This is a genomic window from Pseudomyxococcus flavus (assembly GCF_050038885.1).
Taxonomy (GTDB): domain Bacteria; phylum Myxococcota; class Myxococcia; order Myxococcales; family Myxococcaceae; genus Myxococcus; species Myxococcus flavus.
On the sequence record NZ_CP143624.1, the window covers coordinates 4,876,893 to 4,901,535 of the forward strand.

The 24,643-nt window shown below is 70.9% G+C and carries 21 protein-coding genes; 8 read left to right on the forward strand and 13 right to left on the reverse strand.

What is annotated here, in order from left to right:
- Positions 1 to 42: 42 nt before the first annotated feature.
- From VZL07_RS20400 to rsfS, 7 genes are all read right to left on the reverse strand, one after another.
- Positions 43 to 2,748, reverse strand: a complete 2,706-nt coding sequence (locus VZL07_RS20400; protein ID WP_426749217.1) for a M1 family metallopeptidase — start codon at positions 2,746 to 2,748, stop codon at positions 43 to 45.
- A 317-nt stretch (positions 2,749 to 3,065) separates the two neighbouring features.
- The gene (locus VZL07_RS20405) at positions 3,066 to 3,767 is read right to left on the reverse strand and encodes a ComF family protein (RefSeq protein ID WP_426749218.1); all 702 of its coding nucleotides are present in this window, start codon (positions 3,765 to 3,767) and stop codon (positions 3,066 to 3,068) included.
- A 19-nt stretch (positions 3,768 to 3,786) separates the two neighbouring features.
- A complete protein-coding gene (gpmI, locus tag VZL07_RS20410; RefSeq protein ID WP_426749219.1) occupies positions 3,787 to 5,328 on the reverse strand; it encodes a 2,3-bisphosphoglycerate-independent phosphoglycerate mutase in 1,542 nt (513 codons plus the stop codon).
- A gap of 55 nt (positions 5,329 to 5,383) precedes the next feature.
- Positions 5,384 to 6,187 (reverse strand): GNAT family N-acetyltransferase, encoded by an 804-nt coding sequence (locus VZL07_RS20415; protein WP_426749220.1) that lies wholly within the window; start codon positions 6,185 to 6,187, stop codon positions 5,384 to 5,386.
- Positions 6,188 to 6,196: 9 nt separating this feature from the next.
- On the reverse strand, positions 6,197 to 7,357 hold the full coding sequence (locus VZL07_RS20420) for an RNA ligase RtcB family protein (protein WP_426749222.1): 1,161 nt from the start codon (positions 7,355 to 7,357) through the stop codon (positions 6,197 to 6,199).
- Between the two features lie 68 nt (positions 7,358 to 7,425).
- Positions 7,426 to 7,890: a 23S rRNA (pseudouridine(1915)-N(3))-methyltransferase RlmH gene (locus VZL07_RS20425; RefSeq protein ID WP_426749223.1), complete on the reverse strand. Its 465-nt coding sequence runs from the start codon at positions 7,888 to 7,890 to the stop codon at positions 7,426 to 7,428.
- A 1-nt stretch (position 7,891) separates the two neighbouring features.
- Positions 7,892 to 8,440, reverse strand: a complete 549-nt coding sequence (gene rsfS / locus VZL07_RS20430) for a ribosome silencing factor (protein WP_426749224.1) — start codon at positions 8,438 to 8,440, stop codon at positions 7,892 to 7,894.
- Here rsfS and VZL07_RS20435 point away from each other — a divergent pair.
- A complete protein-coding gene (locus VZL07_RS20435) occupies positions 8,361 to 8,816 on the forward strand; it encodes a tetratricopeptide repeat protein (protein WP_426749225.1) in 456 nt (151 codons plus the stop codon). The two genes, rsfS and VZL07_RS20435, sit on opposite strands and share 80 nt — an antisense overlap.
- Positions 8,817 to 8,823: 7 nt before the next feature.
- Here VZL07_RS20435 and VZL07_RS20440 read toward each other — a convergent pair whose 3' ends face one another.
- Complete coding sequence (locus VZL07_RS20440) at positions 8,824 to 9,888, reverse strand: hypothetical protein (protein WP_426749226.1); 1,065 nt, start codon at positions 9,886 to 9,888, stop codon at positions 8,824 to 8,826.
- Between the two features lie 96 nt (positions 9,889 to 9,984).
- Between VZL07_RS20440 and VZL07_RS20445 the strand changes: the two genes are divergently transcribed.
- Positions 9,985 to 10,521, forward strand: a complete 537-nt coding sequence (locus VZL07_RS20445; RefSeq protein ID WP_426749227.1) for a hypothetical protein — start codon at positions 9,985 to 9,987, stop codon at positions 10,519 to 10,521.
- Between the two features lie 24 nt (positions 10,522 to 10,545).
- Here VZL07_RS20445 and VZL07_RS20450 read toward each other — a convergent pair whose 3' ends face one another.
- Both VZL07_RS20450 and VZL07_RS20455 read right to left on the reverse strand, forming a co-directional pair.
- Entirely contained in the window at positions 10,546 to 11,589 is a 1,044-nt protein-coding gene (locus VZL07_RS20450) for a TetR family transcriptional regulator (RefSeq protein ID WP_426749228.1), read from the reverse strand.
- 173 nt (positions 11,590 to 11,762) lie between these two features.
- Positions 11,763 to 13,172, reverse strand: coding sequence for a sigma-54-dependent transcriptional regulator (locus VZL07_RS20455; RefSeq protein ID WP_426749230.1), 1,410 nt, complete (start codon positions 13,170 to 13,172; stop codon positions 11,763 to 11,765).
- Between the two features lie 159 nt (positions 13,173 to 13,331).
- Between VZL07_RS20455 and VZL07_RS20460 the strand changes: the two genes are divergently transcribed.
- The 3 genes from VZL07_RS20460 to VZL07_RS20470 all read left to right on the forward strand — a co-directional run bounded on the left by VZL07_RS20460 (position 13,332) and on the right by VZL07_RS20470 (position 16,911).
- Positions 13,332 to 13,913, forward strand: coding sequence for an NUDIX hydrolase (locus VZL07_RS20460; RefSeq protein ID WP_426749232.1), 582 nt, complete (start codon positions 13,332 to 13,334; stop codon positions 13,911 to 13,913).
- A gap of 230 nt (positions 13,914 to 14,143) precedes the next feature.
- Positions 14,144 to 14,914, forward strand: a complete 771-nt coding sequence (locus VZL07_RS20465) for a TenA family transcriptional regulator (RefSeq protein WP_426749233.1) — start codon at positions 14,144 to 14,146, stop codon at positions 14,912 to 14,914.
- A 206-nt stretch (positions 14,915 to 15,120) separates the two neighbouring features.
- The gene (locus tag VZL07_RS20470) at positions 15,121 to 16,911 is read left to right on the forward strand and encodes a methyl-accepting chemotaxis protein (protein WP_426749234.1); all 1,791 of its coding nucleotides are present in this window, start codon (positions 15,121 to 15,123) and stop codon (positions 16,909 to 16,911) included.
- On the opposite strand, the gene VZL07_RS20475 is transcribed toward VZL07_RS20470, so the two are convergent.
- Positions 16,895 to 18,379 (reverse strand): ATP-binding protein, encoded by a 1,485-nt coding sequence (locus tag VZL07_RS20475; protein WP_426749235.1) that lies wholly within the window; start codon positions 18,377 to 18,379, stop codon positions 16,895 to 16,897. The two genes, VZL07_RS20470 and VZL07_RS20475, sit on opposite strands and share 17 nt — an antisense overlap.
- Positions 18,380 to 18,691: 312 nt before the next feature.
- Here VZL07_RS20475 and VZL07_RS20480 point away from each other — a divergent pair, with 312 nt between their 5' ends.
- The gene (locus VZL07_RS20480; RefSeq protein ID WP_426749236.1) at positions 18,692 to 19,255 is read left to right on the forward strand and encodes a dihydrofolate reductase family protein; all 564 of its coding nucleotides are present in this window, start codon (positions 18,692 to 18,694) and stop codon (positions 19,253 to 19,255) included.
- A 56-nt stretch (positions 19,256 to 19,311) separates the two neighbouring features.
- Here the strand turns inward: VZL07_RS20480 and VZL07_RS20485 are convergent, their stop codons facing one another.
- Positions 19,312 to 21,204, reverse strand: a complete 1,893-nt coding sequence (locus VZL07_RS20485) for a glycosyl hydrolase family 18 protein (protein ID WP_426757335.1) — start codon at positions 21,202 to 21,204, stop codon at positions 19,312 to 19,314.
- A 454-nt stretch (positions 21,205 to 21,658) separates the two neighbouring features.
- Entirely contained in the window at positions 21,659 to 23,026 is a 1,368-nt protein-coding gene (gene radA / locus VZL07_RS20490; RefSeq protein WP_426749237.1) for a DNA repair protein RadA, read from the reverse strand.
- Between the two features lie 183 nt (positions 23,027 to 23,209).
- Here radA and VZL07_RS20495 point away from each other — a divergent pair, with 183 nt between their 5' ends.
- Both VZL07_RS20495 and bioB read left to right on the forward strand, forming a co-directional pair.
- Positions 23,210 to 23,479 (forward strand): GlsB/YeaQ/YmgE family stress response membrane protein, encoded by a 270-nt coding sequence (locus VZL07_RS20495; protein ID WP_426749238.1) that lies wholly within the window; start codon positions 23,210 to 23,212, stop codon positions 23,477 to 23,479.
- Positions 23,480 to 23,598: 119 nt separating this feature from the next.
- Positions 23,599 to 24,636: a biotin synthase BioB gene (bioB, locus tag VZL07_RS20500; protein WP_426749239.1), complete on the forward strand. Its 1,038-nt coding sequence runs from the start codon at positions 23,599 to 23,601 to the stop codon at positions 24,634 to 24,636.
- The last annotated feature ends 7 nt before the right edge of the window (positions 24,637 to 24,643 follow it).

The window sequence follows — 24,643 nt, forward strand, 5'->3', positions numbered from 1 at the left end:
ACGACGGAACGCGGGTGCGTCGCGCCGTGACGCGCCGTGACCTCATCGGGCCTTGGTGGAGCTGGGCACGGCGCGCAGGAAGTCCCGGACGCTCTGCTCGTTCAACGTGGCGGATGCGGCGCACAGGCGAATGGACTCCATCGCGCGGGTGAAGGAGAGAGACGCGTTGTCCAGCTTCTCCACGCGGGGTGCGAGGAAGGCCTCCGCCTCGGTGGCGCCCTGCTCGCTGCACAGGGAGCCCACCAGTCCGACGAGCGAGGCCACCTCGTCCGAGCGCATCCGGCTCGCCAGCGTGTCGAAGTGCTCCTGATAGAAGGCCCAGGCGAGCGCCCGCGTCTCCGGCTTCGAGAAGGCGCCCACGAGGATGGGACGCGTGTCGCGCAGGTCGAACTCGCTGCCGGCCACCAGGGCGAGCGCCTCTCGCGTGAGCGCCGGGTCACGGAAGGCACCCAGCGTGGAGAAGACCCGAGCGTGCTCGGTCCGGTCCTCTGTCGCCCGAGCCTGGGCGAGCAAGGCGTCGAAGAGGGCCCGGTCTCCATTGCGAGCCGTCACGGTGAGTGCGAGGGGAATGGCCTCCGGGTGGACGGACTTCCGGTCCGCCATCCACGCCTTCACGAGCCGGTTCGCTTCACGGACCAGGGCCGGGTCCTCACCCAGCAGGGCGGCCAGTGCCAGGAACCTCGGGCGCGACGACTTCACGGCGTCGTCGTCCCCGGGCCGGGGCTCCCACCCCAGCGCCCGAGCGCGTGGGCCGTACATCGAGGCCACCCACGCGCGGAACCGCGCACGCTCGGCGTCGGACAGCCGCTCCGAGTGCACGGCGTACAGCAGCTGGGTCCCGCTCTGCACGATGAGCCGGTGCTCGTCCTTCGCCGTGGCGGGGACGTGGCGCAGCGCCTCGCCGAGCGGCAGGTCACCCCGCTGTACCGCGGCCTCCATGTCGGAGATGAGCGTCATGCGCTCACGCACCGTCAAGGTGCCCGGCGGCGCGTTCAGCACGCGCGTCAGCTGGTCAGGCGAATAGCTCGAACGGTAGTAGCCCGTGCCACCGGCGTTGAGCAGCACCCAGGACGGGCAGCTGTTGCCGGGCAGTGTCAGCTCACCGGTGGCCTCGGTGAGCAGCGTGCACGTGCGCTCGGACGTCTTGCCCGAGCCGGCGCGGACGCACACCGGGACGGACCACGTCTGCGCCGGGCTCATGGTGGAGCCCGCGGGGACGTAGCGCTCCTGCGACAGCTTCAGCTTCGCGGGCGAGCCCGGCTGGCACTGCAGCTCGGCGGCGATGCGGGGCGCCCCCGGCTGGTCGATGAAGCTGCGGAACGCGCGCGCGACGTCCGGGCCCGCGGCGGCGGAGAGCGTGGCCGCGAAGTCCTCCGAGGTCGCCACGCCCCACTCATGCTTGCGGATGTGGGCGCGCAGCAGGTCGCGCATGCGCTCCTCACCGAGCCAGGCCTCGAACATGTCGATGATGGCCGAGCCCTTGGCGTACGTGGTGCCGTTGTCGAACGAGCCGAGGACCTCGTCATGCGTGGTCGCCGGCTTGCGCACCGGCAGGGTGGCGGCGAGCGCATCCGTGTCCAGGGCGAAACTCGCGGACTGGGCGCTCTGCTCCAGCGCGAAGCCCCAGCTCGGGTCGAAGGGGTCCACCGTCTTGCGGTCCAGCCACGAGGTGAGCGACTCGTTGAGCCAGATGTCGTCCCACCACTTGCAGGTGACGATGTTGCCGAACCAGTAGTGCCCCAGTTCGTGGTTGGCGATGTTCACGTACCACTTGCGGCGCGCGAGCGTCTCCTCGCCGGGGCGGATGAGCGTCAGCGGCTGCCCGAGCGCCACGAGGCCCGGGTGCTCCATGGTGCCCCAGTAGCGGGGCACCACCGCCACGTCGAGCTTCTCGTACGGGTACGGCATGTCGAAGAAGTCTTCCAGCAGCGTGACGATGCGCGGCGTGACGCTGGCCGCATAGGCCGTCTCCGCGCCCCGGCCGCGCGGCACGATGAAGCGCAGCGGCGCGTTGTTGCGGCCCGCGGTGCCGGCATCCACCACGTCGAAGGGGCCCACCACGAAGGCGACGAGGTAGCTCGGCATCGGCTTGCTCTCGGCGAACGTGACGCGGGCCAGCCCGTCCGGCAGCGTCTCGCGCGAGACGATGGGGTGGTTGGCGAGCGCGACGTGCTCCTGCTTCACGGTGAAGCGCAGCGTCCATGGCACCTTGAAGCCCGGCTCGTCGAAGCAGGGGAAGGCGCGGCGCGCGTCGACGGGCTCGAAGAAGGTGTAGAGGTAGTTCTCGCCGCCTTCCTCCACGGCGTAGAGCCCCTGGCTGCGCTCGCGGTCGACCTTGCCGCTGAAGGCGATGTGGATGCGGGCCTTGCCGGGCGCGAGCGCCTCGGGGAGCAGCAGGCCGAGCCGGCCTTCGCTGGCGGTGACGGCGCGGGCCTCCAGCGTGCGTCCTCCCGCCTCGACGCGTGCCTCGGAGACCTCCATGTCCTGGCCGTGCAGCCAGATCTGCCGCACTGCTTCGCTCACGTCCACGTCGATGCTGACGCTGCCGGAGAAGGTGGGCTCGGCGGGCAGCAGCTTCAGGTCGAGTGCGTAGCGCGTGGGGCGGACGGAGTCGGGCAGCCGCAGCGCGGGAGGCTGGGGTTCGGGCCATTCAGGGGCGGAGGCCACGGGCGCGGCGGGCGGCGCTTCGGGCGCATGGGCACATCGGAGGACGGCGACCGCGAGTGCGAGGGGAATGAGCGAGCGCATGGGACAGACGCTAACTCCAGTCGGCCCTCGGGACAGAGTCCTGGAGTGTGTCCATGTGCAGATGAACGCGGCTCTTTCCGGAGAGGCGGAGAGTGGGGACGTGTACGTCGAGCGTCCGCGTCATGGAATGCCTCATGCCGGATCATGAACGCGTCGACGCGCTGCTCCAGGTCGCGCGCCTCGGAGGCGTTCCTGGTACGGGCCCGAGGCTCGCGGAAGTAGCGCCGCATGCTCAGTCCAGCCGGAATGCCCTGGTCAGCGTCTGTGCTTCGACCTGGGCGAGGCCCGCTTCGGGCATGGCCAGGGGCGCCTCCCACTCAGCTCAGGCTGAAGGCCCGTGCCAGCGTGAGCATCTCCACGTGGATGGCGCCGGCCTCACGGAGTGCCGAGGCCGCCGCCCTGGCGGTGGCGCCGGTGGTGAACACGTCGTCCACCAGCAGCACGCGCTGTCCCGAGACTTTCGAGGACGCGGTGAACGCGCCCGCGACGTTGCTCGCCCGCTCCGCCTCGCTCAGCCCCACCTGTCGCTGCGTCTCGCGGTGCCGCGTCAGCAGGCCCACCGGCGCCTTGCGCTCCGTGGCCCTCGCCAGCGCGCCCGCCAGCAGCTGCGCCTGGTCGTACTTGCGCGCGTGGTAGCGGCGCTCATGCAGGGGCAGGGCGACCACCAGCGCGGGCGCCTGGGCGAGGAAGCTGCGCGCCTCTCCCGCCAGCAGCTCCGCCAGGGGCCCCGCGAGGTTGGGATGGTCCTCGTACTTGAAGCGGTGGATGGCGCGCGCCACGGGGCCCTCGTGCGCGAAGGGCGCCCAGGCACGGCTGAACGGCGGCGGCGCGGCCCGGCACCGGGGGCACACGCCTCCGGGAAAGGCCCCCGGCTCCGCGCACGTGCGGCAGCACGCGGGGGGAAGCCGCTCCACCGCGGTGTCGCACGTCTCGCAGAAGAAGCCCTCGGGGCCCGGCAGCACCTTCGTGCACGCGAGGCACGAAGGGGGATACAGCAAGTCCAGCAGCGCCTTCAGCACCGGCCGAGCCCCCGGCGTGTCACGGCAGCAGTCCCTGCCGGTTCATCTCCTTCGACTGTGGCAGCCCCATCACCTTGCACAGCGTGGGCGCGATGTCCGCGAGGATGCCCGGGCGCAGCTTCTGTCCCCGGAAGTCCGGGTGGATGAGGTGGAAGGGCACCGGGTTGAGCGTGTGCGCGGTGTGGGGCTCACCCGTCTCCAGGTCCACCATCTGCTCGCAGTTGCCGTGGTCGGCGGAGATGGCCAGCACCCAGCCATTGCGCTCGCAGGCCTTGCCCAGGATGCCCAGGCACTCGTCCACCGCCTTCACGGCCTTCATCGCCGCGTCCAGCCGGCCGCTGTGGCCCACCATGTCCGGGTTGGCGAAGTTCACCAGCGCGAAGTCGTACGCGCCGGAGTCGAGCCGCTTCACCAGCTCGGCCGTCACCTCATAGGCGGACATCTCCGGCTTCAAGTCATACGTCTTCACGTCGCGCGGGCTGGGCACCAGGTGCCGGTCCTCGCCCGCGTAGACGACCTCGCGGCCGCCGTTGAAGAAGAAGGTGACGTGCGCGTACTTCTCCGTCTCCGCCGTGCGGAACTGGCGCAGCCCCTGGCGCGACAGCAGCTCCGGGAAGATGTCCTGCGGCTGGTCCGGCTCGAAGAGCGCCGGCAGCTTGAACGTCTCGTCGTACTGGGTCATGCACAGGTAGCGGCCCAGTCGCAGCCCGCCCCGGTCGAACTCCTTGAACTCGGGGAACGCCAGCGCCTGGGTCAGCTCCCGCGCGCGGTCCGCGCGGAAGTTGAAGAACAGCACCGCGTCGCCGTCCTGGATGCGGCCCACCGGCGTGCCATCCCCGCCCGCCAGCACCGTGGGCTTCACGAACTCATCGGTGACCTTCTCCGCGTAGGACGCGCGGATGGCGCTCAGCGCGTCCGGCGCCTTGGGCCCGCGGCCGAACACCAGCGCCTCGTAGGCCTGCTGCACGCGGTCCCAGCGCTTGTCGCGGTCCATGGCATAGTAGCGCCCGCTCACGGTGGCGATGCGGCCGGTGTGCGTCTCGTGGAGGAAGCGCTCCAGCTCCTCCACGTAGCCCAGGGCGCTCTGGGGCGGCGTGTCGCGCCCGTCGAGGAAGGCGTGCACGTAGACGTGGGCCACGTTGCGCTCCTTCGCGGCCTTGAGCAGCGCGAACAGGTGGTCCATGGAGGAGTGGACGCCGCCCGGCGACACCAGCCCCAGCAGGTGCAGGGCCTTGCCGTCCGCCTTCACCCCATCCAGGGCGGCGCGCAGCACGGGGTTCTGCGCCAGCTCGCCGGACTCCGCGGCGCGGTTGATGCGCACCAGGTCCTGGTAGACGATTCGGCCCGCGCCGATGTTGGTGTGGCCCACCTCGGAGTTGCCCATCTGCCCCTCGGGCAGGCCCACGGCCAGGCCCGCCGTCTGCAGCTCCGTGAAGGGGTAGGGGCTGGCCAGCTTGTCGAGGTGCGGCGTGCCAGCCAGGAGAATGGCGTTGTTGTCGCGCTCCTGGCGGATACCCCAGCCATCCAGGATGCAGAGCAGGACCTTGTGCGCGGGCGTCATGCCCCGAACCCTAACCACGCGGGCGCCGGACGGGAGAGGACAAAAAGTGGGGCCGCTACCGGTACTCGCGGAAGACGCCACCGGGGAGGAAGCCCAGCCGGGAATAGACACGCTGCCCTTCGGCGGAGGCCTGGAGGGTGGCTGTCCGGTATCCGACCTCCCGGGCCTCCAGCAGCGGCGCCAGCGTGAGGGCGCCGCCGATGCCGCGCCGCCGCGCGTGTTTCACGGTGGCCACCGAATAGAGTCCCGCGACGCCCCACGCCAGGTGGCACTCACTGGCGGCGACGGGCTCGCCGTCCAGGTAGCCCACGAAGAAGCGGATGGGGCTGTCGGGCGCGAGCGCGACGTCCGCGCTCCTCGCGTAGAAGTCCACCACATGCGGGTCGGCTGGCTCCCAGTTCGCGGCCACGACGCGAGCGAAGTCCGCCAGGGTTCGCGCATCCATGGCGCGCTGGACGCGGAGCCCGGGAGGAAGCGTGAGTCCGGTGGGCAGCCTGGACAGGTCCAGGGACATGCCCTGCTCCTTTTCGGCGAAGGCCAGTCCCTGGGCGGACAGGTACGTGTCCAGGTCCAGCGGCGTGGCGTCGGGGTCCACCCACCACGAGAAGGGCGCGGCCTTGCTCCGGAAGTGGTGGAGCGCCGAGGTGATGCGCGCCGCCACGGCGTGCCCGGAGAGTCGGGTGCGGCACACCACGTTGAACGTGTCGCACGGAAGGCCGGAGTCGACGAGGAGCAGCCCGGGCGTGTCCTGGACGAACGCCCCCGGGAGTCTCCGCGCGAGGTACGTCATGTGCTCCACCTGGTTGGCGACCATGGCGGAGGTCACGTCCGGGGAGCCGGGTTCGATGAAGTCCTGCATGTCGGGAGCCTACTCCGCCCTCGCGCGCGTCTTGTATGTGAGGACCGGAGCCAGGGTGGCCACCACGCGGACCAGCCCGGCCTCCACCAGGTCCGTCACCACGCGGTCGATGGGCTTGTACGCGGGCGGCGCCTCCTCGAAGAGGAGGTCCCTGTCCTCACACACCACGTGGCTCTTGAAGGAAGTCCGCGTCAGGGATTCCGCGGTGAAGCGCTCGCGCATGCGCTCACGCGCGGCGGTGCGCGTCCACTTGCGGCCGGCGCCGTGGGCCAGGCTGTGCGCGCTGGTGAGGCTGTCGCCCGTGGGAACCACCAGGTAGCTCAGCGCGCCCCGGCTGCCGGGAATCACCACCGGTCCCTCGTCCGCGGGCGCCGCGCCCTTGCGGTGCAGCCACTGCGTCCGCCTCGCGTCACGCCGAGGGGTGACGCTGTTGTGGCACACGTCCAGGACCCGCTGTCCCAGGGCGCCAATGCCATCCAGCATGCGCCGCGCCACCAGCGCGCGGTTGGCGCGTCCCCACGCCACCGCGTGGTCATGCCGGGTGAGATAGGTCCGCGCCTCCGCAGAATCGTCCGCCAATCCCCCCGCGGCGTGCCGGTCCACGTGGGCCCGGAGAATCGCCTCGCCCAGCCCGCGTGAGCCGGAGTGCACCAGGAGCAGCAGACGCTCGGCGGAGAGGCCCAGGGCGTGGAAGGCCTTCGCGTCATGCACGGCGTCCACCCGCTGGAGCTCGGCGAAGTGGTTGCCGCCGCCCACCGTGCCCAGCGCGGCCTCGAAGCCCGAGGACTTCACGCCGTGCTCCTGGAGGAAACCTTCCGTGTCCCCCGCCCACGGGCCCTCCAGGTCCAGCTTGCCTGCCCAGCGCTCCGGTTTCGCCTTGCGCGCCGGCAGGTCCACGTTCCACAGGCCCATGCCACAGCCGATGTCACTGCCCACCAGGTAGGGATAGAGGAAGCCCTCGGAGAGGAAGGCCGCGCCCACCGGAGCGCCCTTGCCCGGGTGGAGGTCGGGGAGCCCCACCGCCAGCGTCATGCCGGGCAGGCGCGCCATGGCCTCCAATTGCCGGACGGCCTCGCCCTCCACCCAGGATTGGGAGGAGGCAATGACACGCACGCTCGCCGCCGGAGCCGCGGGAGGAGAAAGGGGTTCGGAAGGAGCGTCGGGTCGCATGTGCCGGTGGACGGCACCTGCGTTCCACGCCTGACGGTGGCAAGGCGCCGCGTCCCGGGCCCGGCCGCCTACTTGTGGTACGGCTCGCCCTTGAGGATGGTGAAGGCGCGGTAGAGCTGTTCGATGAGCACCACGCGCGCCAGCCGGTGGGGCAAGGTCATCTTCGACAGCGACAGCGTGAGGTTCGCCGCGTCGCGCACGCGCGCGTCCAGGCCCTCGTCACCGCCGATGACGAACAGCAGGTCCTTGGCGCCCGTCTGGGCCTTTTCGACGTAGCGGCTGAGCTCCACGGAGTCGAGCAGCGAGCCGCGCTCGTCCAGGGCCACCAGCCAGTCCTGGGGCTTGCGCCTGGCGAGAATCGCCTCGGCCTCGGCGGCCTTCGCGTCGCCGGGCTTGAGGCGCTTGCCACTCGCCTCGGCCAGCTCCACCAGCTCGAAGCGGGTGTAGTGGCCCAGGCGCCGGGCGTACTCCTGGACCGCGGGCTCGTACAGGCCCGAGCGGTCCTTGCCGATGGAGAGGAGCCGGACCTTCACCTCAGGCCAGCTTCTCCCTCGACGCGTCGGCCCAGAGGCCCTCGAGGTCGTAGTGCGCGCGCAGGTCCGTGAGGAACAGGTGCGCCACCACCTCGCCGTAGTCGAGCAGCACCCACTGGCCCGTCTCCAGGCCCTCGGTGCCGATGGGGCGCAGGGGCTCGTCACCCGTCTTGAGCTGCACCTGGACGTTCTCCGCCATGGCGCTCACCTGACGGTCGCTCTCACCGGAGGCGATGACGAAGTAGTCCGCGTAGGACGTCATGCCCCGCACGTCGAGGATGACGACGTCCTGCGCCTTCTTGTCCACCAGCAGGTTGCCAATGCGATGCGCCAGCGCCTTGGCGGCCGGGTTCTCCGCGGGGCCCGTCTTCTGGGGCGGCGCGACGGGGAGCTTCGCCTTCTTCTTCGCGGGGGCCTTCTTCGCCGCCGCGGCCTTCTTGGCGACGGGGGCCTTCTTCTTGGCGGGCGTCTTGCCCGACACGGTCTTCTTCCGGGCCGCCGGGGCCCGGGTGGTGCTCTTTTTCGCGGTCGTCTTCTTCTTCGTGGCCATGTGCGGCGCACCCTACCGCACCCTTGGCAACACGGAAGCGGTCCTCTATCTCCTGGTGTCCATGAGCGACGCCCGGCTGGAACAGTTCAAGAAGATGGTGGCGGACTTCCCGGACTCCCCCATGAGCCATTTCTCCCTCGGGAAGCTGTACCTGGAGCGGCGGCAGTACGCCGACGCCGCGGCGGCCCTGGAGTCCGCCGTCCGGCTGGACCCCTCCTATGCCGCCGCCCTGGTGGCCCTCGGAGACGCCTGGGCAGGGGCCGGGGAGCCCGCGAAGGCCCGCGAGGTGCTGGGCCGCGCCCGCGAGCACGCCCTGGCCCAGGGGCACCCGGGGCTCGCCGAGGAAATCGACGAGCGCATCGCCGACCTGGAGTAGCCCGCGCTCAGTAGCGCCAGGTGAACCCGGTGCTGAAGACCTGGCGCGTGTAGGTGAGGTCGTTCCGGGGCAGCCGGGTGCTCCACACCCCCCAGGCCATCTCGAAGTCCAGTGACTCCGTCAGGGGGCGGGCCAGCTTCACCGACAGCGAGTTCTGCCCCTCGTCCTCCTCCACCAGGATGATTTCCGGGGAGAGATAGATGCCGTCCGGGTATCCGGTGAAGCCCAGCGAGCCCTGCGCCAGCAGCGTCACCCGCCAGGGCAGGCGGATGCCGGCGTTGGCGGACAGCCGGTGGCGCTGGAGCGTCTCGCCGTAGCTGTTGGAGGAGATTTCCTGGAAGGCGTACGTCACGCCCAGGGCCAGCGGCCCCCGGTAGGTGTACGACGCGCCCGCCGTCAGGGCCCCATCCTGGCGCCGCCCGGGGAGGAGCCCTGAAGAGCCTCCGGTCGCCGGAGGCCGGGCCCGGGGCGCGGTGCCGAAGCGCCGCGAGTTCCAGTCCCCGAAGACGGACAGGCTGTGCCGGCGGTTGAAGCGGTAGCGGCCCAGCACCCCCACCTCGGGGCCACCGAAGTTGGCGGTGGGGTCCGGCCGGTACACGAAGCGCCGGGCGCCCGCGCGCACCCTCAGTGCCAGCCGGACGTCCGGCGCGTACTCCAGGAAGGCGGTGGCGCCCAGGTCCGAGTACGAGCGCGAGCCGCCCCGCCGGTCCTTCGCATGGCCCTCCAGGCCGATGCCCATGGCCGTGCCCAGGGCGTGGGACGCCTCCAGCGCGCCGGACTGCACCAGCGTGTCCTCCTCCGTGTAGCGGAGGTACTTGCGCGCGCCCACTTCGTAGCGTCCCACCAGCTGGGCCCGGTCGAAGGTGCCACGCCCCTCCGCGGAGCCCAGCAGGCTCAGGGCGAGGTCGCGCGTGGGCGCGGGCGTGAGCCGGTCCGCGTAGTCCCGGGGCGCGTTGGTGTCCAGCATGAGGCGCCCGGTGCCCCTCAGCGCCCCGTCCCACTCGGCGGCGGGCGCACGGCCCGCGGCGAGCATGGCGAGGACGGACAGCAGCGGTGCACAGGAGCGGGCCACGGCGCGGGCACCATACCCCGTCCCTGGAAGGCGGGGGCGGCCGTCCGGTCGCTCCCGACGGTGACGAGGCCCCGGGCAGCCCGTTACATTGAGCGCATGCGCCTCGTGTCCCTCCTGGCGGCGGCCAGTCTTGGCCTGGCTGCCTGTGCCTCCTCTTCGTTCACCACCGAGGTGAGAGGGGAGACGACCGTGCCCGCGGGCCCCCCTGGCGTCGAGACGCTTCTCAACGGGCTCCCCGCCATCAGCAGCTTCTCGGGGTTGGACTTCGACAAGAACACGGACTTCCAGAACCAGGGAATTCGCAAGAGCGAGGTGACATCCGTCAAGGTGGATTCCTTGACGCTCAAGGTCCTCAGCCCCAACGACCAGGACCTCACCTTCCTGGACTCCGTGGAGTTCTACGCCCGGGCCGGGGACCGCGAGGCGCGCATCGCCTCACGTCAGGACGTCGCGGCGCTGGACCTGCGGATGCCCAACCCCGTGCTGTCGCTGCGCGTGGACAACGTGGAGCTCCAGCCCTTCGTCTCCGCGCCCACCATGAGCATCATCGTCCGTGGTCGCGGGCGCATGCCGGAGCGCGAGGTGCGGCTGCAGGCGGTGGTGAGGCTCCAGGTGGAGACCGGGCTGCTGTAGCCCGGCACCGTGCGCGGCCCGCTTTCAGGGGCCGTCCATCTCCCGGGCGCGCCGCTCCAGCTTCGAGGCGCGGCCATCCAGCTCGGAGGCCAGCGCTTCCAGTCGCGCGGCCTCGGCTTCCATCGCCGACAGGTCCACGGCACCGCCCGCGGCCAGGTCCTGGGCGCGCTGCGTCTCCACCTGGGGGCGCCGGTCGGTCGCCCGGGCGTAGTCCGACATCGGAAACGGCGGGCGGTCCGTTGGCCCGCTGTTCTCGTCGTTGGGCCGCCCGCCCGGCGCGGGCGGTGCGGCCACGCCGTCGCCCTGGAAGGCCGGGGCGTCCGGCCCCGAGCGCTCCACCTGGAGGGTCCGGTCGCTGCCCAGCCGCAGGCGGAGCCGCCGGTCCTGGTCGTCGAACATGGACTCCTCGCCGAGGAAGTCGTTCATGCGCCGGTCCAGGTCGCGCTCCTCGCGCACCTCGGTGATGCGTCCACGCAGGGCCTTCAGCCGCTCGCGCACCTTGTCCTCGGTGTCGCGCAGCGTGTCTGCCTGGGCCAGCAGGTCCTCCGGGTCGTCCCCGCCCGCCGAGGACCTGTCCAGCGCGGGCACCCGCGACGCGGGCAGCGCCGTGCGGACCGCCTCACGCTCGGCGCGAATGGAACGCATGGCCTCCAGCAGCTTCGCGCGCTGGTCCCGGTCCGTCGTCCCGTCCCACGCCACGCGCAGCCGGTTCAGCTCCTCCGACAGCGCGGTGTGCAGCGCCAGGTGGGCGCGCTCCGACTCGCCCTCCGCCGCCACCACCGCCTGCGCCAGGCCCGTGAGCTGGCCGCTCAGCTCCTGCGAGCGACGCAGTGCGTCCTCCAGCTCGGTGCCCGCGGTCAGCCGGCCCTGGCGCTGCGTCTTCAGCGCTTCGATGCGCGTCGCCAGCCCGTTGAGCTCGTCACGCAGCGCCTGCTGCTGCCCCCGGAGGGTGCGCGTCTCCGTGCGCGCCGCCTGCGCCCGTCCCCGCACCGCCTCCAGCCCGGACGCGGCCTGACCGGGAACGGCCAGGAGCAGGGTCAGCAGGAGGGCGAGGGAGCGGGGGTTCATCAAGGGCGCACTCGAAGCAAGGCGGGTGCCAGCCTGCCCGCCCGTTCGGGAGCGGCGGAGCGGATCAGACCCCAACAATTCCGGACACCTGGGGCGTCCGGAGGGAAGGGGGTGGAGGTGGGACACCGGTGAAAAGTCATGGGGGTGGGGCGCGGACGACGGATTTTCGAGGCTCAGGCCTCCTCGGTGGGCAGGCCCTTGGGGAGAAACCCGTACTTCTCCAGCTTGTAGTACAGCGCGGACGTCTTGATGCCCAGCAGGCGCGCCGTCTCCGTCTTCACGCCGCCGGCCTTCTCGTAGGCGCGGGCGATGAGCTGCCGCTCCAGGTCCTCGAGGATGTCGGGGAGGGGGCGGTCGCCCTGGAGCACGGGCAGGCCCGCCTCGACGCGCGGGGTGCCGCTGGCGGTGAGGTGCGAGGGCAGGTCCAGGTCGGTGAGCCGCTCGCCCTCCGCGAAGACGAGGGCCTGCTCGATGACGTTCTCCAGCTCGCGCACGTTGCCGGGCCACGCGTGTCGGGCCAGGGCGCGCAGCGCGCTGTCGTCCAGTCCCGTCACCCGCCGGTTCACCCGCATGGCGTGCTTGGCCACGAAGTGCCGGGCCAGCACGGGGATGTCCTCGGGGCGCTCGCGCAGGGGCGGCAGCACCAGCGGGACGATGTGCAGCCGGTAGTAGAGGTCCTCGCGGAATCTGCCGGCCTTCACCTCGGCCTGGAGGTCGCGGTGCGTGGCGCTCACCACGCGCACGTCCACCTTGAGCGTGTCCTCGCCGCCCACGCGCTGGATCTCCTTCTCCTGGAGCACGCGGAGGAGCTTCGTCTGCACGGAGGCGGGAATCTCCCCAATCTCGTCCAGGAAGAGCGTGCCCCCGTCGGCGAGCTCGAAGCGGCCCAGCTTGCGCTTCACCGCGCCGGTGAAGGCGCCGCGCTCGTGGCCGAACAGCTCGCTCTCCAGCAGCGTCTCCGCCAGCGCCGCGCAGTGCACGACGACGAAGGGGCCGTCCCGGCGCGGCGAGCGCTGGTGGAGCATGCGTGCCACCAGCTCCTTGCCGGTGCCGCTCTCGCCGCGCACCAGCACCGTGGCGTCGCTCTGCGCCACCTTGAGCACCTGGGACAGCAGCCGCTGCATGGGCTCGCTGTCGCCCACCAGGCTGCCGTGGGTGAGCGCCGCGTCCGAGTCGTGCGCGGCGGTGCGCGCCGTCAGCCGCTCCACCTGCTTGCGCGTGGAGGCCAGCTCCAGCCCCTTGTCCACCTTGGCGCGCAGCACCTCGGGCGGGAAGGGCTTGGTGATGAAGTCATAGGCGCCCTCCTGCATCGCCTGCACGGCGGTCTCGATGGTGCCGAAGGCCGTCACCACCATGACGACGGCGGCCGCGTCCAGCGCCTTGAGGGACTTCGTCACCTCGATGCCGTCCATTCCGTCCATCTTCAGGTCGGTGATGACGAGATCGAAGGGCGCCTTGCGGTATGCGGCCAGGCCATCCTGTCCGTTGCGCACCGCGGACACGGAGTGGCCGGAGCGGGTGAGGGTGACCGCCATCCCTTCCCGCAGCGTGTCGTGGTCGTCGATGACGAGGATGCGCGCCATGGTGTGACTCGGGTCTCCCTGCCCCCCCAGGCCGGCCTCCCCGGGGCGGCCGCATGAGAGCACATCCGCACGGGGCCGCTCCACCGCCTCGGCGCGAGCGTCGGGTACCCGGCGTGCGAAGGTGCTGGCGCCTCCCGGCCCGGCGCAGTACGGGGAGGCATGGAATCCACCGCCCCTTCCGCCGCGGCCCTCCAGCAGCTGCTCGCGAGCCATGTCCCCGAGGATGCGAAGGAGCGTGATGACTTGGAGCGCATGCGCCACTTCGCCCGGGTCCTGGCGCAGCCCTTCTCCCGGTCTCAGCTGGAGGCCCACTTCACGGGCAGCGCGGTGGTGGTGGACCCCGCGGGCGCGCGCGTCGTGATGCTGCACCACCGCAAGCTGCGGCGCTGGCTGCAACCTGGCGGTCACGCGGATGTCACGGATGCCGGCAGCATGGCGGCCACCGCGCTGCGAGAGGCGCGCGAGGAGACCGGCTGCCGCGTGTCCCTCCATCCCACCGCGCCCCGGCCGCTGGACGTGGACATCCACACCATCCCCGCGCGCCGCGACGAGCCCGAGCATCACCACCTGGACGTGCGCTTCCTCGTGGTGGCGGAGAACCCCGAGGCCCTGGTGCATGACCCGGCGGAATCCTCCGGCGTGCAGTGGCTCACCTGGGACGAGGCCATGACGCGGGCGGACGAAGCCCCGCTGCGGCGCATGCTGGAGAAGGCCCGGCGCGTGGTGGCGCCTTCCCCCTGAAGCCGTTGGCTGCTGAAGCTCCGGCGTCCCCACGGTCACAGACACTGTGGGGACGCGGACCGTGCATGAACGTCCGCACCCTGATTTGAAACAAAAGACGAGAAACACCACCTGACAGCCTTGGGTCCGGTGGTGCCGCCGGAAAGCGATTGCGACCATGCCGCCCCGCTTGGGCGGGTGAGGGAGGTCATGTCGGCCTGTCACCCGCTGGGAAGCAAGGAGCATCGCCCATGTCGTCCGTCCTGCAGGAGCTGGCTCATCCGGAAGTCGCGTCCCGCCGCTACAGCCCCCCTGCGCTCGTGCCCACCGGGCACCCGCGCTGGCTGGAGTCGATGCTGGAGTCCCTGCGCGAGGACTGGGACACGGCCTGCTGGCCTCCGCTGTTCCGCGCCACGGCCGATGGCAAGCGCCCGCCGCTGCGGCAGTGGCAGCGCGTGCTCTCCAACTTCTTCCTCATCGTCGAGTCCTTCCCCAAATACATGGGGTTGTCGCTGGCGAAGACGACCTACGGGAAACGCCCGGGCGATGCGAGCGCCCGCCGCTGGTTGCTCCAGAACCTGGGCGTGGAGGCGAAGCACGCCGAGTGGTTCATCGACTGGATGCAAGGCATTGGCTTGTCGCCGGACGCCGTCTTCGCCCAGCGGCCGCTGCCAGAGGTCCAGGCGCTGCACGAGCACCTGCTCGACACGTGTGCGCGCGGCACGCTCGCCGAAGGCGTGGCCGCGTCCAACTGGGCGGTGGAGGGCATCACCGGCGTGTGGACCCGGGAGGTGGCGGAGCCCTTTCGCGCCTATGCGGCGGACGGTGCGCGCATCGACGTGTACTCGATGATGTGGCTCAAGGTCCACGCGCGCTATGACGACCTGCACCCGGAGGAGGCGCTGGAAATCATCAAGCTGTCCACCGACGCGAGCTCGGGTGAGCCCTTCCGCGTCCAGGCCGCCGCGCGCAAGTCCTTGCAGTTGTATTCCGCCGCGCTCCAGGCGTGCTGCAACGGCTGAATCGCGCGACACCTGCGCACATCCCTCCAGGGTGTTGCCAGCGTGCTTCCCACGCGCTCTCGCTTCGTGGCGCGCGCTCTGTCCGGAAGACGGCAGCTTCCCCCGTCGGCACTGTCCGCTTCGCGTGGACAGTGAGGTACTCGCGGGTGAGGACACCCGGCTCCACCCGAGCGGTGCGAGCCCGCGGCCTCGGGGGGATGTGTCGCATGAGTGCCGAAGACAAGGTCATCCAGGAGTACCGAGGCCGTGCGCTCAAGGTGTTCATGTTGTGGGTGCTGCCGGTGGCGCCCATCGCCGCGTATCTCAATGGCATGGCCATGGGGGTGACGGGCTGGTCGGGCCTGGTGGCGGTGGCCTGGGTGCTGCCGCCCATCATCGTGGGGCTGGGCATCGCCTACCCCGCGATGATGTTGCACCTGCTGGTGGAGGGCGCGCTGCGGGAGCGGCCCCAGGACGCGCCGGGCGAGCGACTGACGCGCATCCTCCGGCTGCCGTGGCGCGCCGCCATCGCCACGTCCTGGGGCGCGTGGACGCTGGGCGGCGTCTGGTTCAGCCTCCACGTCTGCCTTCTGTGGAAGAAGGACCTGTCCCTCGTCGTGCTGGGGACGCTCATCGGCGTCTGCTTCGGCGTGGTGCTGGGCTTTCCCATCAGCGTCTCGCTGGAGCGGCTGTTGCTGCCGGTGGCGCTGGAGGAGCAGCGGAAGGACCCGACGCAGGTCCTCAAGGGGGGCGGCTTCTTCTGGCCCCGGCAGGCGTGGTTCATGCCCACCACCTTCATCGGCTCCAGCCTCTGCGCGCTGGTGTTGAGCGGGTGCGTGGTGCTGGTGAAGCTGCAAGGCATCCGGGACGAGCTGCACAAGGCGCTGGTGGCGGAGGGCGCGCATGGCTCGGCGCAGGCGTTGATGGGCATGGGGGACCTGCTCGCGGGAGAGCTCGCCTTCGGGCTCGCCTGGGTGGGCGGGCTCCTGGCGATTCCCGCCGTCACCACGTGGATGCTGGCGCGCCGTCAGTCCAGCGCCGCCGGCGCGGTGGGCGCGGCCATCGAGTCGCTGGCGGCCGGTCGGGTCATCTCGCCCGCCTGGGTCTCCACGGACGAGATGGGTGACCTGTCGGCCGGGATGAACGTGGTGCTGGTCCGGCTTCGGCAGCTGCCGCTGTCGCTGAATGACTCCGCCACGCGGCTGAGCGGAGCGGGACGCCACCTGCGGGAGTCCCATGACGAGCACCAGCAGAGCCTGGTCCGGCAGGCGTCGGCGCTGCATGAGGCGCAGATGACGTCGGAGGATATCCGGCGCACCTCGCTGATGGCCGTGGAGCGGGCGGAGGACGTGCTCCAGGTGGCCCGCCGCTCGGAGCTGCTGGGACAGCAGGGCGAGGCCGCCGTCGAGCGGAGCCTCGCCGGGCTGGCGGACATCCGCCGGGTGGTGGACGGCATCCAGGAGCGCCTGGTGCGGCTGGCGCAGAGCACCACGCAGATTGGCGAAATCACCGAGTCGGTGAAGGACCTGGCGGACCAGTCCCACCTGCTGGCGGTGAACGCGGCCATCGAGGCGGCGCGCTCGGGCGAGCAGGGGCGGGGCTTCGCGGTGGTGGCCCGCGAGATTCGCGGCCTGTCGGACCAGTCCATCCAGGCCACCCGGCGCATCCGCACCATCCTCCAAGACATCAGCAACGGCATTCGCGACGCGGCGAAGATGGGCGAGGCGGGCGTGCAGACGATTGGCACCGGCCTGGACCAGATGCGGGCGTCCGGGGACTCGCTGCGGGAGCTGTCTCGCATCTCCCAGGAGAACTCCGCCGCCGCCCGGCAGATTGCCGCCGCGGTGACGCAGCAGGACGCCGGCTTCGCGCAAATCTTCGACGCCATCGCGGACCTGTCGCAGCTCATGGATGCCACGCTGAAGCGGCTGGAGTCCACGCAGGAGGCCACCAACACGCTGGCCGTCGTCTCCGACGAGGTGGCGCGCATGGCGCGGCAGTTCAACGCGACGGGGTGAGGTCCGTGCGCGACGTGCCCAGCGGCAGCGTGAGGATGAAGCGCGTGTCGCCCGGCGTGGAGTCCAGCCGCAGCGCGCCGCCGTGCGCGAGCGCAATCTTGCGCGCCAGGGGCAGCCCCAGGCCGGTGCCCTTCTCGCGCGTGGTGAAGAAGGGCTCGAAGATGCGCTCCCGCTCCGGCGCGGGCACCCCGGGGCCGGCGTCACGGACCTGGATGGTGTAGTGGCCGCCAGTGGCAGTGCCGGACACCTGCACCCGGCCACCTGGGGGCGAGGCCTGCACCGCGTTCTTCACCAGGTTCACCAGCGCGGCGGTCAGCAGACTGCCGTCCGCCTCCAGCACCGCGGGCGCGGCGTCCAGGTCGACGGAGACGGCCCGGGCGCTGGCCTCGGCGGCCATCAGCTCACAGGCGACGGAGAGCAGGGTAGGGGCCTCCACCGGCGCGCGCGCCAGCGGCTGCTCGCGCGCGAAGGCGAGGAAGTCCTCGACGATGCGCTGGAGGTAGGCGACCTCGCGCTGGATGCGGTCCACGTGCGCGCTCGCCTCGGCATGCGTGCCGGACTGGAGGTCCTCCTTCAGGATGCCGGAGAAGAGCGCGATGCCCCCGATGGGGTTGCGCACCTCGTGCGCCACGCCCGCGAGCATCATCTTGAGCTGCCTGTCCCGGCTCTCCAGCGCGCCGCGCATGTCTTCCAGCTCGCGCGCGAGGACGCCGATTTCCAGCGTGGGCTCCGGTGGCACGGGCGTCGTCAGGTCGCCCCGGCCGATTCGCAGCGCGGACGCCATCAACCGCCGCAGCGGCCGGGCCAGTCCGCGCGCCGTCAGCACGGCGATGAGGGCGAGCGCGGCCAGGGCCACCGCGCCCATGCTGGCGAAGGTGCGCGACAGTTGCTTTAGCGGGCCGAAGAAGGCGGCGCTGCCCTCCACGCCCACGGCTCCCACCACGCGCCCTTCGTACAGGATGGGGGCATAGCCCGTCTTGTAGAGGCGCCCATCCGAGCCGGTGAAGAGCACCTGGCTGGCGACGCGCGCACCCGCGAAGACGCGGGTGAGCTCCAGCCTGTCTCGCGCCAGCTCCGGCATCTCCACGCCCACGGGCAGCTTGCCCCCCACGTCCACGCGCACCCGGCCCTGGGTGTCCACGGCGAAGACGCGACGCACGCCGCTGGCCTCGGCGATGTTCTCGAAGTGACGGACGAAGTTCCGCCACGTCCGCGTCCCCGTCACGTCGTCGCCGGGCTCGATGGTGAGCAGCCGCTCGCCGTGGACCTGGGTGGCGGTGGCGGCGGCGATGGCGCTGAGGCTGGTGCCCAGCTCCTCTTCCAGGATGGAGCGCGCCAGCTGGTACACGGATGTGCCCGCCACCGCGACGAAGAGCAGGGTGGGCACCAGGAAGGCCACCAGCAGCCGCGCGGAGAGCGAGCCCAGCGCGTCACGCCATCGCGAGCTGTTCCGGGCACCAGGAGCCATGACCGGGCCGGACTCTATCCGAGCACCGCGGCCCCGGCGGTGCGGGCTCGTGCTCCGCTGCCTGCTTCGCGGAAGAGGTTGCCGAAGCGGTCCGGGTGTGCGTAGCTTGTGGACGGCGCCTCACGGCGCTGTCCCATGACCTCTGCTCGCTAACCCAGCCCCTGTGTGCGACTGCCCGTGCCGCTCCGGCCCCTGTGCCGTGGCGCCGACGTGAGCGTCTGTCCAGGTGCGTGGGCCTCCGCAGTGTCCCCAACGCCGTATTCCCATGACCTGAATGCCCGGCGCCTGGCGCGCGCGGCATGGAGAACCCGTATGCGAAAGCTCAAGTACCACGTTGCCACCAGCGTCGACGGTTTCATCGCCCACGAGGACGACACCTACGGCGCGTTCATGCAGGACCGCCTCATCAAGGACAGTGAGCACGTCACGGACTACGTCGCGTCCCTGGCGTCCTATGCGACGGCGCTGATGGGCCGGCGCACCTACGAAGTCGGGCTCAAGGTGGGCGTGACGAACCCGTACCCGAACCTGGAGACCTACGTCTTCAGCCGCACGCTGAAGGAGAGCCCGGACCCCAAGGTGAAGCTGGTGTCGGAGGACGTGACGGGCACGGTCCGGCGCCTGAAGGAGCAGGAGGGCGGCGACATCTACCTGTCCGGTGGTGGCGCGCTCGCCGGGTTGCTGCTCGCAGAGGGGCTGGTCGATGAGGTCCTGCTCAAGATGAGCCCGCTGATACTCGGCGCGGGCATCCCGCTGGTGTCCTCGTTGAAGCAGGTGGTGGACCTGGAGCTGAAGTCCACCAAGGTCTACGGCAATGGCGTGCTGCTGCTGCGCTACGCCGTCATGCCCCGGCAGGAGGCTCCGAAGCCCGCGTAGTCGCAGTGGGGAGCGTGTCCGCGTCCTGGAGGACACGCTCCCCGTCTCTCCTGGCGTTACTGGAGGAAGGCGTCCTTCACCGCGTCCAGCAGCGGGTTGGCGCCCGTGGTGGGGTTGGTGCAGCCCTGGTTGAGGGTCCAGATGATGGTGCCGCCAAAGCCGTTGTCGCGGGCGTAGGCGCCCTTGGCCGCGATGGCCTGCGGACCGTCATAGGAAATCCACCGCACCGTGCCGTCCTCCACCGGCGTGGTGAAGGTGAGGTAGCTGGCCGCGGCCACCGCGTCCCAGCGGTACGTCCCGGACGCGGAGAGCTGCTGAATCTTCCTGTACGTGAACGCGTTGTCGCTGCCCACGTAGTCGGCCCAGCTCGTGAAGCGCTGGTAGGGGCCGGTGATGTTGCGCCAGGCCATGCCATAGAAGGGGATACCCATGCCCAGCTTCGCCTTGGGGATGCCCGCGCGGGCCCACCCCTGGAGGCTGGAGGACACGGACGTCGGCCGGTTGCCGGACTCGCCGTAGAGCGCGGACGTGTACCAGGATTGCCAGCCGTCCCACGGGCCAATCATCTCGTAGGACATGACGTTGATCTGGTCCAGGTACGGCGCGAGGTTGGCGAACCACGGGTCCGCGTCGCTGGCGACGTTGGTGTTTATCCACCCGATGGGGAAGGTGAGCAGCATGTCCGGCCGCGCCGCGCGCAGCTCCCGCACCAGCGCGAGCAGGTTCGGCTTGTCGGCCTCCTCCACCGGCTCCCAGTCGATGTCGAGCCCGTCGTAGCCGAAGCGGTCCATGGCCTCGAGGAGGTTCTGCACGAACTTCGCCCGGTTCACATTCGACGCCGCGGCCACCCAGCCCGCGTGCTCACCCGCGCCCCCCACCATGATGATGGCCTTGCGTCCCGCGGCGTGGGCCCGCTGGGCGAGCGTCCTCGCGATGTGCGGACCGTTGTCGTTGTCGAAGCGCGTGTCGAGCGTGCCATCCGCCCTGGGCGTGACGCGGCCGACGATGATGTGCGTCAGCGCGCTGAAGTCCACCTTCTCGGGCGGATACAGGTCGGCGTTCCAGCCGGTGTAGTAGCCGGAGACCCACTTTTCTCCGCTCGACTGCGGCGACTGGACGGTGGCGGAGACGGGCGCGGAGCGGAGCCCTTCGCCGCGGGTCCCCACCGCCGTCACGGCGTACCAGTACGTCGCGCCCGCGGTGACGCGGGTGTCGCGGTACGTGGTGTTCGTGAGGGGGGCCGTGGTGCGCTTCGTGTACGTGCCCATCTGGGAGGTGGCGCGGTACACGTGATAGCCCGTGGCGTCGCTCACGGTGTTCCATGTCAGGGAGACGTCCGACGCGGAGGCCACCGCTTTCACGTCGCCGGGCGCCGGAAGCGTGGCTGAGCCCAGGCGCAGGCTGTCGAACGTCATCACCGGCAGGCTGCGGCCCGCGCCCTCCTGGATGGCGATGCCGTCCAAGGTGTCATTGGCGACGTTGAGCGCGGTGAGCGGCACACGGCAACGCGTCCACGCGCCGGCCTTGATGGCGCCGCCGTCGCAGTAGCGGTTGATGGAGATGGTGGGCCGCGCCTGGTTTCCCACGGTGGCGTAGGCGGTGAGCGCGGGGTTGGCCGTGGCGCCACCATGGACCTGGAGCTCCAGGAACTCGAGCCCGGTGGTGGAGACGCCCGTGTGGTGGAAGTAGAGGCCGGTCCACGGGCCGAACGTCACGGAGACGGCGCGCGTGCCCGAAGCGACGGGCGAGGTCGCCGCGAGGTTGCGCGTGGCCCAGGACCAGTCCACCCAGCCTGGCCCCAGCGCGTCCTCATAGAGCGTGGTCGCGCCATCCGACACGGCGTCTTCCTGGACAGGCACAGCGTCTTCTGTCGGAGCGCCAGCGGGTGGCGCCACGTCTGCGATGGACTCGCTGCCACAGGCACTGAGATGCACGCCCACTGCCAACATGAACCACGTGAGTTGTCTCTTCATGGCGCTCCCGTGGCCAGGCGGCGAGGGCTGGCGCGGGCGCAGGGCCTTGGGGCCACCTCGCGCGCCCACCTGGAATGGCGGGCGCTCAAAGACCTGGCTGTCTGCGCGCACAGACACCGCGTGCAGGCGTCGGCTTTCAAGCCATGGGGTGGGGCGTTTCGGCACTTCGCTCGCGTGTCAGGCCGCGAAGCGACCAGCGGGACATGCGGCAGAAACACGAGGGCACCGTGCTCGCCTGCGGCACGAGGCGCCGACCGCCGCGCGCCTCATGCGAGACGCTCGGCATGAGCAAGGGCAAGGCCGGCGGGACGCCATGCCTGCTCGTGAAATCATCCAGGGCCATCACCCCTGCGTGGCCAGGGCTGTCATCGAACCACCCCGCACCGCCGCGTATCCAGGCTGCGCGGCGGCGCCCGGCAGGTCCGAGCGCTCAGTCGAACATCGCGACCAGCGCGTCGCCGAGCGTCTCCACGCCGACGACCTTCAGCTTCGGGCCCGCGTCTTCCAGGCGCCGCGCGCTGCCCGCGGGCATCACCACGCGCTGGAAGCCCATCTTCGCGGCCTCCGCGAGCCGGGGCTCCACCTGGCCCACCGCGCGCACTTCGCCCGCGAGGCCCACTTCACCGAGCACCAGCGTCTTCGGGTCCAACGGCCGGTTCTGGAGGCTGCTCACCAGCGCCGCGCACACCGCGAGGTCACACGCGGGCTCCGTGAGCTGCATGCCGCCCGCCACGTTGACGAACAGGTCGCAGCCCACCAGCGGAATCTCCTCCTTCTTCTCCAGCACCGCCGCCAGCAGCGCTACGCGGTTGCCGTCCACGCCAATCGCCGTGCGCCGCGCGGTGCCGTAGCCCGTGGGCGCCACCAGCGCCTGCACCTCCACCAGCAGCGGGCGCGTGCCGTTGAGCGTGCTCGTCACCACGCTGCCGGACTTGCCCACCGGCCGCTCCGACAGGAAGAGGGCCGAAGGGTCCGGCACCTCGACGAGCCCCGCGCCCTTCATCTCGAAGACCCCAATCTCGTTCGTGGAGCCGAAGCGGTTCTTGTGCGCGCGCAGGATGCGGAACGGGTGACCGCGCTCGCCCTCGAAGTAGAGGACCGTGTCCACCATGTGCTCCAGCACGCGTGGGCCGGCGATGGAGCCTTCCTTCGTCACGTGGCCCACCAGGAACGTGGGGACGCCCGTGCGCTTCGCGTAGGCCATCAACCGGCCCGCCACCTCGCGCACCTGGGTGATGCTGCCGGGCGCGTTGCCCAGCTCCGGCAGGTACATGGTCTGGATGGAGTCCACCACCAGCGCCTGGGGCTTCAGCGCCTCCGCCGCCGTCAGCACCCGCTCCGCGTCCGTCTCCGCGAACAGGTGGATGGACTCGCCCTCCACCTTGAGCCGCTCGGCGCGCATCTTCGTCTGCCGGAGGCTCTCTTCACCCGAGACGTAGAGCACCGGCCCGTGGCGCGCCAGCCTGTCCAGCGCGGCCAGCAGCAGCGTGGACTTGCCGATGCCCGGATCGCCGCCCAGCAGCACGATGGAGCCGCTCACCACGCCGCCGCCCAGCACGCGGTCGAACTCGGCGATGCCCGTGCGGCGCCGCGTCTCCGTCTCGCCGCTGACCTCCTTGAGCAGCATGGGCCGCGCCGCGCCGCCCGAGGCGCCCCAGGCCGGACGCCGCTCATCCGCCTTCGGGTCCGTCTCCTCCAGCAGGGAGCTCCACGCGCCACAGTCCGGGCACTTCCCCAGCCACTTCGCCGTTTTGTACCCACACGCCTGACAGGTGTAGTGCGTCTTCGCCTTCGCCATGGGTGGGGTGAATAGCGCGGAACCCTGACGTTTTTGCGCCCTTACAGGCAGGCATGACCGCAGAGCAGGCAGGCACCATGTCAAGCCCCCCTGCGCCAAGTTGTCCGAAGGGGAGGGGCAACCCAGGTTTGCTCCCAAGTGGGCGTCGCACCCCGCGTCGCTAATCAAGCAAGGGAGGTAGTCATGGGGATTATCGCGTTCCTGGTCATCGGCCTTCTCGCGGGTCTCATCGCCCGCGCCCTGATGCCGGGTAATCAGTCCATGGGGCTCATCGCCACCACGTTGCTAGGTATCGCCGGCTCCTTCGTGGGCGGGTTCATCTCCTCGCTCTTCCGGAGTGATGGCAACGTCTTCGACCTGCACCCGACGGGGCTCCTGTTCTCCGTCCTGGGCGCACTCCTGGTGCTGTTCCTGGTGGGCCTGGCCGGCAGGAGCCGCCGCGTCCACGTCTGATGACGCGCGTTGACTGAAGCGCCGGACCCTGGAAAGTCGTCAACCCTTCCGCTCGGAGGCGTTGACAACTTTCCGGGGTCCGCGCACGTTCGGGCCCTCATTCGTCCGCAGAGGAGCCCATGCCCGACACCGCCACCGTCTCCAGCGAGTCCTTCTCCGGTCACGCCCATGTCGCCGCGCCGCCGCCGGCTGGCGTGGTCGTGCGTCATGACTGGTCGCTGGCCGAGGTGAGGGCCCTCTACGACCAGCCCCTGCTGGAGCTGGTGCACAAGGCGCAGACGGTCCACCGGGCCGTGTTCGTGGACAACAAGGTCCAGCTCTGCTCGCTGCTGTCCATCAAGACGGGGGGATGCCCGGAGGACTGCTCGTACTGCCCGCAGGCGGCCCGCTACAAGACGGGCGTCAAGGCGGAGAAGCTGATGGCCGTGCCGGAGGTGCTGGAGGCGGCGTCGAAGGCCCGCGCCGCCGGGGCCACGCGCTTCTGCATGGGCGCCGCGTGGCGCGAGGTGAAGGACGGGCCCCAGTTCGACAGCGTGCTGGAGATGGTGCGCGGCGTGCGCGCGCTGGGCATGGAGGCGTGCGCCACGCTGGGCATGCTGACCGAGAGCCAGGCGAAGCGGCTGCGCGAGGCCGGCCTGTCCGCCTACAACCACAACCTGGACACCTCGCCCGAGCACTACGGCGACATCATCTCCACCCGCACGTATGAGGACCGGCTGCGCACGCTCAACCGCGTGCGCGAGGCCGGCATCTCCGTGTGCTGCGGCGGCATCATCGGCATGGGCGAGTCGGTGGACGACCGCTGCAACCTGCTGCGGACGCTGGCCAACCAGGAGCACCACCCGGAGTCGGTGCCCATCAACGCGCTGGTGGCCGTGGAGGGCACGCCGCTCCAGTCGCAGCAGCGGGTGGAGACGGTGGACATGGTGCGGACCATCGCCACGGCGCGCATCCTCATGCCGCAGTCCATGGTGCGCCTGTCGGCCGGCCGGCAGCAGATGAACGAGGAGGCGCAGCTCCTGTGCATGATGGCGGGCGCCAACTCGCTCTTCTTCGGCGAGAAGCTGCTCACCACCGGCAACCCCGAGTACACCCAGGACATGGCCCTGCTGGAGAAGGCGGGCATCCGCCCCCTGGAGCCGCGTCAGGAAGGCTGAGCCCACC